Raw genomic sequence first — 12,876 nt, 5'->3', positions numbered from 1 at the left:
TCGTGAACCAGCCCTTCCGCACCGTCCTGCTGCCCGGTCGCCACCACGTGCTCACGCGGTTCCAGGCCGAGTACCTGCACGCGCTGCTCGCCGGCGAGGTCGTCGACACCGCGGGCGAGCCGGTCGCGGTGGCGCAGGACGCCGTCGTCGTCTGGGCGGTGACGTCGGCCAACCACCGCGGCACCCGGCGCAACCCGGTGCCCGCCGCCCGGCGGGAAGCGGCGATCGAGCGGTTCGCGCTCACCGAGGGCATCGAGAGCCTGGTGGTCGGCGTCGTCGACGTCGCCCCCACCGACCGTTTCGCCGAGCTGACCGTCAAGACGGTCGCCCACGAGACCGGCGGGCTGCGCACGCCGACGCCCGAGGACACCGTCGTCGCCTGCTCCACCGCGGCGGTCACCGCGATGTACCGCGCCCTGGGCTTCCGCGTCGTCCCGGTCGAGGCCGGGCACGCGGGTGACCCGGCCCGGCCCTGGGACGTGCTCGGCATGCTGGTCGCCGGCGACGACACCTGGCGCGAGCTGGCCCACCCGGCGACGGTCTCGGTGCTGGACCGGTACGGGCTGGCCGACGCGGTGGTCACGATCAGCGCCGACCCGGTCGTCGGCGACGAGGGCGGGCTGACCGCCACCCGCGAGTACCGCTCCTACATCGCCGCGTTCGAGGCCGCCGCGCAGCGCAAGTGGGACCAGGCCCGACCGTGGGTGCGACCCGGTCGCATCGTGGACGTCGGCTGCGCCACCGGTGCGATGCTCGAGCTGGCCGCGGCGGAGCCCGCCCTGCACGAGTCCGACCTGTTCGGCGTCGAGGTGGCGCGGCACCTGTACGACGAGTGCGAGCACCGCAAGGCCCAGGGTGCGTTCGCCGCGAACCCCAACACCTTCTTCGTGCAGGCCAACGTGCTCAACGGTCCGGTCTTCCCGCCCGGCACGGTCGACACCACGACCACCTTCGCGCTGACCCACGAGATCCTCAGCTACGGCGACGGCGTGCCCTCGCTCGAGCGGCTGGCCGAGCAGATCGCGGCGCAGACCGCGCCCGGAGGGGTCTGGATCAACTCCGACGTCTGCGGCCCGGCCGGCGGCGACCGGCTGGTCCGCCTCCGGCTCCGGACGGACGACGGCGCACGACCCGCCGGCCCGGTCGACCTCGCGGCGCTGCCCGACCCGCAGGCCCACCTGGAGGGCCTGTCCACCCGGGCCAGGTTCGACCAGTTCGCCGTGGACTTCCGCCGCGGCGCGGGCGTCCCGTACGAGTACGAGGTCGACGGCGACGACGTGCTGCTGTCCCTGGCCGACGCGATGGAGTTCCTCACCAAGCGCAGCTACACCGACAACTGGCTCAGCGAGACCCACGAGCGGTTCTGCGCCCTGGACGGCGACGCCTGGACCCGGTTGGTCACCGCCGCCGGGTTCGAGGTCGACCCGCGCTCGGGCCCGTGGCGCAACGAGTGGCTGGTCGAGAACGTGCTGTCCCCGGTCGCCGAGCTGCTCGACCCGGGCACCGGCGAGCAGCTCGAGTGGCCCGACACCCACATCCTGCTGGTGGCCCGGCTGCCCGAGGGGCGCTAGGCGAGCAGCCGGTCCCGCCGCACCTGCACGGGGCCCCGGCGCGGGTCGTCGTCCGCCAGCAGGTCCAGCAGGCGGTCGTGCACGGTGAGGTCCTCGGCGCCCACGCCGTCGGCGAGCCGGTGCAGCAGGTCGACGTCGCCGGTGGCCAGCACCGCCCGGCGCAGCCCGCCGGCCAGCTCGTCGCGCAGGTCGCGGATGAACGGTGCCTCCGAGCGGGGCAGCAGCAGCCCGGTGGAGGCGGTGAGCGCATCGGCGACCCGGCCCTCGCCCAGCGCACGGCGGGCGGTGACGACGTCGCTGTCGACGGTGGCGGCCAACCGGTAGGGCCGGGTGCGCAGCAGGTCGGCGCCGACCAGCTGGCGCAGCCGGTGCACCTCGCCGCGCACCGTGGTCTGGTTGCCGGTCTCGCCGTGCAGCAGCAGCGCCAGCTGCTCGCCGGTCAGGCCGTCGGGGTGCACGGCGAGCGCGGTGAGCAGCTCGGCGGGCCGCAGCGTCAGCGGCAGCGGACGGTCCTCCAGCCGGGCCCGCGGCACCGCGCCGCCCAGGAAGCGCAGCACCAGCGCCGGCGCCGGGGCGGGCCGGGCCGGGCGGGCGGGCGCCCGGAGCAGCCACCCGTCGGGCAGCTGCTCGGCGACCACCTCGGTGCCGTCGTGGAGCACCACCTTCTCCGACCCCACGGGCACCCGGTCGGGCCACCACCCGAAGGGCTGACCGGCCAGCAACCGGCCCGACCGGGTCACCAGCGCACCGGCCGAGGGCCCCAGCCGGGCGAGGTGGCCCATGTTCTCCATCCGCAACCGCTCGTCGGCGATCGCCAGCTGCACCCGCAGGTGGTGCTCGGCCAGCTGCGCGGTCGCGGCGACCAGCTGCACCAGCGCCGGGTGGACGGTGTGCAGCGGGCCGCTGACGTCGACCGCACCGAGGATGGCCCCGGTGTCCGGGTCGTGCACGGGTGCGGCGACGCAGGTCCAGGAGTGGTACGTGCGTACCAGGTGCTCGGCGGAGTGGATCTGCACCGGGGCGTCGACGGCCAGCGTGGTGCCCATGGCGTTGGTGCCGATCGCGGCCTCGCTCCAGTTGGTGCCCGGGAACAGCCCGACCCGGTCGGCCTGGACCAGCAGCTTGGCCGCGCCGTCGCGCCAGAGCACGTTGCCGCCGGCGTCGGTCACCAGCATCACGTGCATGGCCTCGTCGGCGATGCTGGCCAGGGTGCCGCGCAGCAGCGGGAGCACCTCGGCCAGCGGGTGCGCCTCGCGCACGCCGGCCAGCTCGTCCTCGGCGTAGACCACCGGCGGTGTGCGGTGCTCGGGGTCCACGTGCGCGGCCAGGCTGCGCCGCCAGGACGCCGACACCACCGGTCGCGGCGCGGGCCCCCGCTCGTCCCCGGAGAGGACGGCGTCGAAGACCCCGGTCAGCACCCGGGCGTGCCCGGCCGGATCGGTGCCGGTGTCCGGCTCGGGTCGTCGCCCGGGCTGCTGCACCCGCCGTGCCACCACGGTCGCTCCCGCCCTCGACGTGGCGCCGGTCACCTCGCGCCCCCTGGATCATCGGCGGCGCGGGGTGCCCGGGCAAGGGTTCGACCCGGTTGCGGTACCTCGGCGTGTCGGCCCGGTGGCGGGTCAGCCCGACCGCGGACCGGCTCGGCGGCGGGTCAGCCCGACCGCGGACCGGCCCGGCGGCGGGTCAGCCCGGCAGTGCCGCGACGGCCGCCTCGGCCACCGACACGTCCTGTTCCACCGACCCGGCGCTCACGCCTACCGCCCCGACCAGCACGCCGTCGCGGGTCAGCGGGATGCCGCCGCCGAAGGCCACCATGCCGCCGGCGGTCTGCTCCAGCCCGTACAGCTCCGCCCCGGGCTGCACCAGCGGCATGAGGGCGGCGGTCGGCAGCTCCATCAGCACCGAGGTGACGGCCTTGCGGGTGGCGATGTCGATGCTGGCCCGGATGGCGCCGTCCATCCGGGCGAAGGCGACCAGGTGACCGCCGGCGTCGACGACGGCCACGTTCATCGGCTGGCCGATCTCGGTGGCGTGGGCGATGCCGGCGTCGAGGACGACGCGGGCGTCGGCGTGGCTCAGTGATGCGCTCATGCGGCACATGAGAACCCCTGCGCGGCGTGCAGACCAGCCCCCGGGACGAGGCAACGAACGCGGAACGTGTCGGCTGTCACAGTCGCGCGGAGCACCCACCGGAACCGCCCCCAGGACGTCGTCGACCCCAGGAGCACCCCGCATGAGCACCCCCGCACCACCCACGCTGACCGTCGCGGACTACCCGCTGTCGACCAACCGGCCCGAGCTGCTGCGCACCCCCACGGGCAAGCCGGTCACCGCCCTGACCATGGACGCCGTCGTCTCCGGCGAGCTCACCGCCGAGGACCTCCGGATCGCCCCCGAGACCCTCGAGCTGCAGGCCCAGCTGGCCGACGCCAGCGGCCGCCCGCAGCTGGCGGCGAACTTCCGGCGAGCCGCGGAGATGACCGCGATCCCCGACGCCGAGGTGCTGAGCATGTACAACGCGCTGCGCCCGCGGGCGTCGACGGCCGCGCAGCTCACCGCGATGGCCGACCGGCTGGAGTCGACGTACTCGGCGCCGGTGTCGGCCGCCCTGGTGCGCGAGGCCGCCGAGGTCTACGGCCGCCGCCGGCTGCTGGCCGACGACGAGCCCGAGGACGCCGCGACCGCCGCCACCAGCCCGGACGCCGTCACCCCTGCCGTCGCCGCCGACGAGACCACCCCCGGGAGCCCGTCATGACCGCCGTCGCACCGCGGCCGACCGAGCAGGCGCGGCGCTCGCTGCGCACCGAGGCCCTGGAGGCGCGCCCGGTCAACCTCGACGGGTTCGTCGAGGAGTGGCCCGAGAAGGGCCTGGTCGCGATGGAGAGCGACTTCGACCCGCAGCCGAGCGTGCGCGTCGCGGACGGCGTGATCACCGAGCTCGACGGCCGGGCCCGGGCCGACTTCGACTTCATGGACAGCTTCATCGCCGACCACGCGATCGACGTGGCCACCACCGAGGCCTCCATGGCGCTGCCCTCGGTGCAGATCGCCCGAATGCTCATCGACCCCGGGGTCTCCCGCGCCGAGGTCATCGCGGTGACCCGCGGGCTCACCCCGGCGAAGGTGCTCGACGTCGTCAAGCTGATGAACGTCGTCGAGATCATGCAGGGGATGCAGAAGATGCGGGCCCGCCGCACCCCGGCCAACCAGGCGCACTCCACCAGCGCCCGGGACAACCCGCTGCAGGTCGCCGTGGACGCCGCCGAGGGCGCGCTGCGCGGGTTCGCCGAACTGGAGACCACCCTCGGTGTCGTCCGGTACGCCCCGCTGGTCGCGATCGCGCTGCAGGTCGGCGGCCAGGTCGGGCGTGGGGGAGTGCTCACCCAGTGCGCGCTGGAGGAGGCCACCGAGCTCGAGCTGGGCATGCGCGGCATCACCGCCTACGCCGAGACCATCTCGATCTACGGCACCGAGTCGGTGTTCGTCGACGGCGACGACACCCCGTGGTCCAAGACGTTCCTGGCCTCGGCCTACGCCTCGCGCGGCATCAAGATGCGCTTCACCTCGGGCACCGGGTCCGAGGTGCAGATGGGCAACGCCGAGGGCCGCTCGATGCTCTACCTCGAGATCCGCTGCATCCTCATGGCCAAGGGCGCCGGCGTGCAGGGCCTGCAGAACGGGTCGATCAGCTGCATCGGCGTCCCGGGCGCGGTCCCCGGCGGGATCCGTGCGGTCGCCGCGGAGAACCTGGTCGCCTCGATGATGGACCTGGAGTGCGCGTCGGGGAACGACCAGTCCTTCTCCCACTCGGCGATGCGCCGCACCGCCCGGATGCTGCCCCAGCTGCTGCCCGGCACCGACTTCGTCTGCTCGGGGTACTCCGCCGTCCCCAACTCCGACAACATGTTCGCCGGCTCGAACTTCGACACCGACGACTACGACGACTGGAACACCATCCAGCGCGACCTGCAGGTGGACGGCGGCCTGCGGCACGTGCGGGAGCCCGAGGTCCTCGCGGTGCGGGCCAAGGCGGCGCGGGTGCTCCAGGCGCTGTTCGAGCACCTCGAGCTGCCCCGGATCACCGACGAGGAGGTCGAGGCGGCCACGTACGCCAACAGCTCCAACGACTACCCGTTCCGCGACGTGCTGGCCGACCTCACCGGCGCCCAGCAGGTCATGGACCGCGGGGTGACCGGGCTGGACCTGGTGCGCGGGCTGGAGGCCACCGGCTTCCACGACGTGGCCGAGAACCTGCTCACCGTGCTGCGGCAGCGGGTGTCGGGGGACCTGCTGCAGACCGCCGCGGTGCTGACGGCGGACTTCACGCCGCTGTCGGCGATCAACGACGCCAACGACTACGCCGGCCCGGGCACCGGCTACCGGCTGCAGGGTGAGCGGTGGGAGGAGCTCAAGAAGCTCCGGCACGTCACCTCCGCCACCGACCCCGAGACCGAGGTGGACTGAGATGACGACCCTGGACGCCCCCGCCGAGCGCACGCTCACCCTGCGCGAGACCGGCCCCGCCACCCGCGGCACCCGGCCCGACGAGGTGGTCATCGCGGTGTCCCCGGCCTTCGGCGACCCGTTCACCCAGACCATCGTGGGCGTGCCGCACGCCGAGGTGCTGCGCCAGCTGATGGCCGGCATCGAGGAGCAGGGCGTGGGGGTGCGCGTGGTCCGGGTCTGGGGCACGGCGGACCTGGCCGCGGTGTCCCACATCGCCGCCCGGCTGTCGGGCTCCGGCGTCTCGGTCGGGCTGCTCTCGCGCGGGACGGCGATGATCCACCAGAAGGACCTGCCCCGGCTGTCGAACCTCGAGCTCTTCCCGCAGTCGCCGCTGCTGGACGCCCCGGTGTTCCGCGCGATCGGGTCCAACGCCGCGCAGTACGCGAAGGGCCAGTCGCCGCAGCCGGTGCCCACGCGCAACGACCAGATGGCCCGCCCCCGCTGGCAGGCCAAGGCCGCGCTGCTGCACCTCAAGGAGTTCGAGTGCATCCGGGCCGACGCCGGCCCGGTCGAGCTCGAGGTGACCATCTCCCGGTGAGCGACCGGCTCGTCGTCGGCGTCGACATCGGCAACTCCACCACCGAGGCGTGCCTGGCCCTGGTCGGCCCGGGCGGCGCGGTGACCCACCTGGGCACCGCGCTGACCCGGACCACCGGGGTGAAGGGCACCCCGGCCTCCACCCGGGGCGCGCTGACCGCGGTGGGTCGGGTGCTGGCCGCCGCCGGACGGCGCTCGGACGAGCTGGACCGGGTGCTGCTCAACGAGGCGACCCCGGTGATCAGCGGGCTGGCGATGGAGACCATCACCGAGACCGTGATCACCGAGTCCACCATGATCGGGCACAACCCGGCCACCCCGGGCGGCGAGGGCCTCGGCGTCGGCACCACGGTGTCGGTGCTCGACCTCGCCGAGCACCCGGTCGCCGAGCCCGCGGTCGTCGTCGTCCCGCCGGGCTGGGACTTCGACGACGTCGCCGCGGCGCTGAACGCCGCCGCCGCCCGCGGGGTGCCGGTGGTCGCCGCCGTCCTCGCCGGGGACGACGCGGTGCTGGTGACCAACCGGCTCGCGCGGCCGGTCCCGGTGGTCGACGAGGTGTCGGCGGTGGAGAAGGTGCCGCTGGGCATGCGCGCCGCGGTGGAGGTCGCCGCGCCGGGCCGCACCATCCGCACGCTCTCGAACACCTACGGCATCGCGACGGTGTTCGAGCTGGACCCCGACCAGACCCGGCAGGTGTCCCCGGTGGCCCGGGCGCTGACCGGCAACCGGTCGGCGGTCGTCGTCCGCACCCCGGCGGGGGACGTGACCGACCGGCGGATCCCGGTGGGCGTGCTGGAGCTGCGCGGCGAGGTGCGCACGACGAAGGTCGACGTGGACGCCGGCGCCGAGGCGATCATGGCCGCGCTGGCCCGGGTGCAGCCGTTGCGCGACGCCCACGGCGAGCCCGGCACCCACGTGGGCGGCATGCTCGCCGCGGTCCGCGACACGATGGCCGACACGATGGGCGACGGCGCGGGGGAGGGCGCGGGGGAGGGCGCGGGTGAGGGCGATGCGGTCGACTGCGCCATCCGCGACGTGCTGGCCGTGGACACCTTCGTGCCGGCCGAGGTGCGCGGGGGGCTGGCCGGGGAGATCACGCTGGAGAACGCGGTCGGGTTGGCGGCGATGGTGCGCACCAGCCGCAGCCGCATGCAGGCCGTGGCCTCGCAGGTCGCCGCCGAGCTCGGCGCCGAGGCCGTGATCGGCGGCGTGGAGGGCGAGATGGCCGTGCTCGGCGCGCTCACGACGCCGGGCACCCGGGCACCGGTGGTGGTGGTCGACCTGGGTGGCGGGTCCACCGACGCGGCCTCGCTGTCCGCCGACGGCGTCTGCACCGCCGTGCACGTGGCGGGGGCGGGGGAGCTGGTCACCAAGCTGGTCGACAGCGAGCTGGCCCTCGACGACCGCGAGGTGGCCGAGCTGGTCAAGCGCTGGCCGCTGGCGAAGGTGGAGAGCTTCTTCCACGTGCGGCACGAGGACGGCACCGTGCAGTTCTTCGACCAGCCGTTGCCGGCCCACGTGTTCGCCCGGGTGGTGGTGCTCGGCCCGGAGGGCCCGGTGCCGATCGGCACGCGGCACGGCCTGGACGCCGTCCGGCGGGTGCGCCGGGAGGCCAAGCGACGGGTGTTCGTGGTCAACACGCTGCGGGCCCTGCGGCAGGTCGCCCCCGACGGCGACCTGCGCCGGCTGGAGTTCGTCGTGCTGCTCGGTGGCTCGGCGCTGGACTTCGAGATCCCCGACCTGGTGGCCGACGCCCTCGCCGAGCACGGCGTCGTCTGCGGCACCGGCAACGTGCTGGGCGACCAGGGCCCGCGCAACGCGGTCGCCTCGGGGCTCGTCGCCGCCCACGCCCAGGATGCTGCGCCCGAGCGGGGCAGCGGGTGAGGCAGGAGCGGGTCGAGCCGCCGGCGCTCGTGCTGGAGCACGAGCCCGGGGCGCCGGCGGAGGTGCTGCGCGAGGTGGCCGCCGGCGCGGAGGAGGAGGGTGTCCCGCTGCGCAGCCGGCCGGGCTCGGCGTACGGGGCGGTGCAGCTGGCCCACGCGGCGGCCCGTGACTCGCGGCTGTCGGTGGGCGTCGGGGTGACCGCCGAGGGCGCGGTCGCCGTGCACCACGCCCAGCTGCCCGCCGACCACCCCGCGCTCGAGGTGGTCGGCGGTGCGGCCGTCGACTGGCGCCGCGCCGGCCGCGTCGCCGCCCGGGTGGTCACCGGCCTCCCGCTGGTGTGACGGTCAGGCCAGGGCGAGGGTCAGGCCAGGGCGAGGGTCAGCTCCAGGACGGTGCGGGGGTCCTCCAGGCGGTCGCCGTACAGCTCGCGCAGCTGGCCCATGCGGTAGCGCACGGTCTGCGGGTGCACGAACAGCTCGGCGGCGACGGCGTCCCGTCGTCCGTGGTGCAGCAGCCAGGCCCGCAGGGTCTCGGTGAGCTTCTCGCGCGCACCCCCGGTCAGCTCGTCGAGCGGGGCGAGCGCGGCGGCGCGCAGGTCGGCGAGCGCGTCCTCGTCGGCGTGCAGCACCAGCTCGCACAGCCGGTGCTGGGTGTCCACGGGCGTCGGACCGGGTGCGGTCGGGTCCAGCTCCAGCACCCGGACGGCCCGGCGGTGGGAGGCCGCGGCGTCGGTCCACGGCCGGGGCGGGCCGACGACGGCCTCCTTGCCCTCCAGCGCCCGCAGCAGCGCAGCGCGTGCGGGCCCCTCGGCGTCGGGCACCAGCAGCACCGAGACGTCGTCGTCGCCGGGTTGCAGCGTGCGGTCGTCCAGCAGGGCCAGGGCCCCGCGCACCCGGGAGGCCGGCAGCAGGACAGCGGTCAGCGTGCGCGGGGGAGCCCAGTCGGCCCGCTCGGCGGCGGCCACCAGCTCGTCGTGCGGCGCGGCGGCCAGCAGCCGCAGCCCGAGCTTCTCCAGCAGCTGGCTGCGCACCCGGCCGCTGGCCTGCCGCTCGTCGCTGTGCCCGGCGACGCTGGCCGCGGTGAGCGCGTCGATGTAGGCGAAGACGAGCTCGGCGAACCGGGCCAGCTGGGCCGCGGACAACCCGGCGGCCACGGCCCGGTCGGCCAGACCGCGGAAGGCCACCCGGGCGCCCACCCGGAAGGCGGCCAGCAGGGCGTCCATCGACCGGCCACCCCGGGCCTCGCCGCGGCCCAGCCGGTAGGAGGCGTCCAGCGCGGGCTGGATCGGGGTGTCGGCGGCCGCCGCGCCGCGGGTGGTGGCCAGCTCCAGGAACCCGCCCAGCGCCAGCTGCACCGCGTTCTCGATGGTGGCGCTCATGCCGTCGGCGTAGGCGTCGGCGTACGCGGGCACCTCGGCGACGATGGTGGCCACCGTGGCCTCGGCGACCTGGGGCAGCTCGCGGCGGATCGCGTGGGCCACGGTGGGGGACAGCGTGCGGGTCTCGGGCACCGGCACCTCCTCGCTGACCGGGGAGTTCCCCGAATCGTTGTTCGCAGAGGGTGAAAACTACTCCTCGATTCACGTCGGAGGCACAGGTGTTCACCCCCCTGTGTAGGACATCATCGATCCATGACCTCGACCGGACTCGGGCTGCGCGACCGCGTGACGCGCCTCGTGGAGGCCGCCACCACCCCGCTGCTGCCCCGCGACTACCTCGACCTGTTCATCCCCCTGCGCAGCGGCGCGGACCTGCGCGGCAAGGTCGTGGCCAAGCGCCACGAGACCGCCGACGCCGTCACCGTGGTGATCAAGCCCGGTCGTGGCTGGCGCGAGCACGTGCCCGGCCAGTACATCCGCATCGGGGTCGACGTCGACGGCGTCCGGCAGTGGCGGGCCTACTCGGTCACCTCCGACCGGGCGGCCACCGACGGCACCATCAGCATCTGCGTCAAGGCCATCCCCGACGGCAAGGTCAGCACCCACGTCGTCCGCGAGCTGCAGCCGGGCACCGTCGTCCAGCTCGACCAGGCCACCGGTGAGTTCACCCTCCCGGCGCAGCGGCCGGCGAAGGCGCTCTTCGTCACCGCCGGCTCCGGCATCACGCCGGTGATGGGCATGCTGCGCAACCACCTCGACGAGCTGCCCGACGCCGTCCTGGTGCACTCCGCGCCCACCGCCGACGACGTCGTCTTCGGCCCCGAGCTGCGGGCGATGGCCGCCTCCGGTCGGCTGCGGCTGGTCGAGCGGCACACCGAGCGCGACGGCTTCCTCAAGCCCGCCGAGCTGGCCGACCTCGTGCCCGACCTGCACGAGCGCACCACCTGGGCCTGCGGCCCGGCCGGTTTGCTCGAGGCGCTCGAGGAGCACTGGGCCGCCGAGGGCATCGCCGACCAGCTGCTCATCGAGCAGTTCCGTCCGCGGGTCCTCGTCACCGGCGAGGGCGGCTCGGTCACCTACAACAAGACCGGCACGACGGTGGAGTCCGACGGCGCCACGCCGATCCTGGACGCCGCCGAGGAGGCCGGGCTGATCATGCCCAGCGGTTGCCGCATGGGCATCTGCTACGGCTGCGTCCTCCCGCTGCGCGAGGGCGCCGTCCGCGACATCCGCAACGGCGAGCTCACCGTCGCCGCCCCCGGCGACGGCGTGCTGGTGCAGACCTGCATCAGCGCCGCGGCCGGCGCCTGCGACATCGACCACTGACCCCTGTTCCCCGAGCTGAGGAGAGCGACATGACCGCCCTGCAGAAGAAGTCCGACAACCCGGTCGCCCACCTGTCCGCCGAGGACGTCGAGGAGATCGGCCGTCGGCTCGACACGATCCGCCAGGAGGTCGTCGACAGCCGCGGCGCCGACGACGCGGCCTACATCCGCAAGGTCATCGACGTCCAGCGCAAGCTCGAGCTGGCCAGCCGCGCGGTGCTGCTGCTGAGCAAGTTCCCCCCGGCCTGGATCATCGGGACGGCCGGCCTGAGCGTGGCCAAGATCCTGGAGAACATGGAGATCGGCCACAACATCCTGCACGGCCAGTGGGACTGGATGCGCGACCCGAAGATCCACTCCACGACGTGGGAGTGGGACATGGCCAGCCCCGCCGAGCAGTGGAAGCACTCGCACAACGAGCTGCACCACACGTACACCAACGTGATCGGCAAGGACAACGACCTCGGCTACGGGATCATGCGGGTCGACGAGGACCAGAAGTGGATCCCGCTGTACCTGGCGCAGCCGCTGTGGAACTTCGTCAACGCCTGCTTCTTCGAGTACGGCATCGCCGCCTACGACCTCGAGCTGGGCAAGAACCTGGCGACCAAGGAGCGGCGCAACGACCCGAAGTTCAAGGCCGCCGCCAAGCAGGTGCTGAAGAAGATCCGCAAGCAGGCCACCAAGGACTACCTGGTGCACCCCGCGCTGTCGGGCCCGAGCTTCGTGCCGACCCTGGCCGCCAACTTCGTCGCCAACCTGGTGCGCAACCTGTGGTCGCACTCGGTGATCATGTGCGGGCACTTCCCCGAGGGCGTCGAGACCTACGAGAAGACCTCCATCGAGGGCGAGACCCGCGGTGAGTGGTACCTGCGCCAGATGCTGGGCTCGGCCAACATCTCGGGCTCGAAGGCCATGCACACCATGACCGGCAACCTGTCGCACCAGGTCGAGCACCACCTGTTCCCCGACCTGCCCAGCAACCGGTACGCCGAGATCGCGCCGAAGGTGAAGGCGATCTTCGACGAGTACGGCCTGCGCTACCACACCGCCTCGCTGCCCAAGCAGGTCGCGAGCGCGTGGCACAAGGTCTTCCGGCTCTCGCTGCCCAACGGCTGGATGGCCGCGACCACCGCCAAGAACGCCCCCGAGCAGGTCGCCCTGCTCTACAAGCTCACCACCGGTGGGCCCAAGGTGCGCCGGGTCTACGACCGCGCGCAGCGCATCTCGGCGACCCGGGCCCGCCAGGCCACCGAGGCCGCCGCAGCAGCCTGAGGTACGACGAAGCCCCCACCGGATCCCGGTGGGGGCTTCGTCGTACCCGTTCAGAGGTGGAGCAGCGAGCCCTGCTCGTCGTGCGCGTGCGCGGTCGGGTCGTCCAGCCACACGCCGCCGTCGGCGAGGTAGCGGAAGCGGACCTGCTCGCCGACGGGCAGCTTGACGACGATGCTGCGGGTGCCGTTGCTGCGCTTCTTCAGCGTGTGCGTGCCCGGCGTCCAGCCGTTGAAGTCGCCGACGACCGAGACGGGGCCGGTGATGGCCTCCTCGGCGAGGGCGAAGGTGACGGCGACGTCGGCGGGGGACTTCTTCAGACGGATCACGGTGTACTCCGGGTGGTGGCGGTGGGCTCGGGGCGTCGGTCCGGGCTTCGGCGGCCGGTCCTGCGGTGGCGTGC

Annotated in this window: 12 protein-coding genes; 8 read left to right on the top strand and 4 right to left on the bottom strand. The window is 74.1% G+C overall.

Annotated elements, in window-relative coordinates; translation table 11 throughout:
- Nucleotides 1-2 precede the first annotated feature (2 nt).
- Nucleotides 3-1,571, top strand: a complete 1,569-nt coding sequence (locus BLP29_RS15835; protein ID WP_207798531.1) for a class I SAM-dependent methyltransferase — start codon at nt 3-5, stop codon at nt 1,569-1,571.
- On the opposite strand, the gene BLP29_RS15830 is transcribed toward BLP29_RS15835, so the two are convergent.
- Together BLP29_RS15830 and BLP29_RS15825 are read right to left on the bottom strand one after the other, a co-directional pair.
- A complete protein-coding gene (locus tag BLP29_RS15830; RefSeq protein ID WP_243470014.1) occupies nt 1,568-3,067 on the bottom strand; it encodes a helix-turn-helix domain-containing protein in 1,500 nt (499 codons plus the stop codon). The genes BLP29_RS15835 and BLP29_RS15830 overlap by 4 nt on opposite strands.
- A gap of 187 nt (nt 3,068-3,254) precedes the next feature.
- Nucleotides 3,255-3,662: a GlcG/HbpS family heme-binding protein gene (locus BLP29_RS15825; RefSeq protein WP_092806217.1), complete on the bottom strand. Its 408-nt coding sequence runs from the start codon at nt 3,660-3,662 to the stop codon at nt 3,255-3,257.
- Nucleotides 3,663-3,804: 142 nt separating this feature from the next.
- Here BLP29_RS15825 and BLP29_RS15820 point away from each other — a divergent pair, with 142 nt between their 5' ends.
- The 5 genes from BLP29_RS15820 to BLP29_RS15800 are packed head-to-tail and all read left to right on the top strand — an operon-like array spanning nt 3,805 to nt 8,839.
- Nucleotides 3,805-4,326 carry a diol dehydratase small subunit gene (locus BLP29_RS15820; protein ID WP_092806215.1) on the top strand — a complete coding sequence of 174 codons (522 nt, stop codon included), beginning with the start codon at nt 3,805-3,807 and terminating at the stop codon, nt 4,324-4,326.
- Nucleotides 4,323-6,035, top strand: coding sequence for a propanediol/glycerol family dehydratase large subunit (locus BLP29_RS15815; RefSeq protein ID WP_092806213.1), 1,713 nt, complete (start codon nt 4,323-4,325; stop codon nt 6,033-6,035). The genes BLP29_RS15820 and BLP29_RS15815 overlap by 4 nt, the downstream gene beginning before the upstream one ends.
- 1 nt (nt 6,036) lies before the next feature.
- Nucleotides 6,037-6,615, top strand: coding sequence for a propanediol/glycerol family dehydratase medium subunit (locus BLP29_RS15810; protein WP_092806211.1), 579 nt, complete (start codon nt 6,037-6,039; stop codon nt 6,613-6,615).
- Nucleotides 6,612-8,498 (top strand): diol dehydratase reactivase subunit alpha, encoded by a 1,887-nt coding sequence (locus BLP29_RS15805; protein WP_092806209.1) that lies wholly within the window; start codon nt 6,612-6,614, stop codon nt 8,496-8,498. Before BLP29_RS15810 ends, BLP29_RS15805 begins: the two co-directional genes overlap by 4 nt.
- Complete coding sequence (locus BLP29_RS15800) at nt 8,495-8,839, top strand: glycerol dehydratase reactivase beta/small subunit family protein (RefSeq protein WP_092806207.1); 345 nt, start codon at nt 8,495-8,497, stop codon at nt 8,837-8,839. Before BLP29_RS15805 ends, BLP29_RS15800 begins: the two co-directional genes overlap by 4 nt.
- 20 nt (nt 8,840-8,859) lie before the next feature.
- Here the strand turns inward: BLP29_RS15800 and BLP29_RS15795 are convergent, their stop codons facing one another.
- On the bottom strand, nt 8,860-10,008 hold the full coding sequence (locus BLP29_RS15795) for a PucR family transcriptional regulator (protein WP_207798530.1): 1,149 nt from the start codon (nt 10,006-10,008) through the stop codon (nt 8,860-8,862).
- Between the two features lie 120 nt (nt 10,009-10,128).
- Between BLP29_RS15795 and BLP29_RS15790 the strand changes: the two genes are divergently transcribed.
- Nucleotides 10,129-11,202 carry a ferredoxin reductase gene (locus tag BLP29_RS15790; RefSeq protein WP_092806203.1) on the top strand — a complete coding sequence of 358 codons (1,074 nt, stop codon included), beginning with the start codon at nt 10,129-10,131 and terminating at the stop codon, nt 11,200-11,202.
- Nucleotides 11,203-11,231: 29 nt separating this feature from the next.
- A complete protein-coding gene (locus BLP29_RS15785) occupies nt 11,232-12,476 on the top strand; it encodes a fatty acid desaturase family protein (RefSeq protein WP_092806201.1) in 1,245 nt (414 codons plus the stop codon).
- A gap of 50 nt (nt 12,477-12,526) precedes the next feature.
- Here BLP29_RS15785 and BLP29_RS21305 read toward each other — a convergent pair whose 3' ends face one another.
- Nucleotides 12,527-12,802 (bottom strand): isoamylase early set domain-containing protein, encoded by a 276-nt coding sequence (locus BLP29_RS21305; protein WP_092806199.1) that lies wholly within the window; start codon nt 12,800-12,802, stop codon nt 12,527-12,529.
- Between the last annotated feature and the right edge of the window lie 74 nt (nt 12,803-12,876).

Source organism: Klenkia marina (assembly GCF_900101025.1).
Lineage (GTDB): Bacteria > Actinomycetota > Actinomycetes > Mycobacteriales > Geodermatophilaceae > Klenkia > Klenkia marina.
The sequence above is the reverse complement of the archived record's forward strand: the minus strand, read 5'-3'. Positions and strand labels throughout refer to the sequence as shown.

Bases quoted from the DNA above. Each gene is read 5' to 3' on its own strand.
- BLP29_RS15815 (WP_092806213.1), top strand. From the start codon at position 4,323: ATGACCGCCGTCGCACCGCGGCCGACCGAGCAGGCGCGGCGCTCGCTG.
- BLP29_RS15785 (WP_092806201.1), top strand. From the start codon at position 11,232: ATGACCGCCCTGCAGAAGAAGTCCGACAACCCGGTCGCCCACCTGTCC.
- BLP29_RS15790 (WP_092806203.1), top strand. From the start codon at position 10,129: ATGACCTCGACCGGACTCGGGCTGCGCGACCGCGTGACGCGCCTCGTG.
- BLP29_RS15825 (WP_092806217.1), bottom strand. From the start codon at position 3,662: ATGAGCGCATCACTGAGCCACGCCGACGCCCGCGTCGTCCTCGACGCC.
- BLP29_RS15810 (WP_092806211.1), top strand. From the start codon at position 6,037: ATGACGACCCTGGACGCCCCCGCCGAGCGCACGCTCACCCTGCGCGAG.
- BLP29_RS15820 (WP_092806215.1), top strand. From the start codon at position 3,805: ATGAGCACCCCCGCACCACCCACGCTGACCGTCGCGGACTACCCGCTG.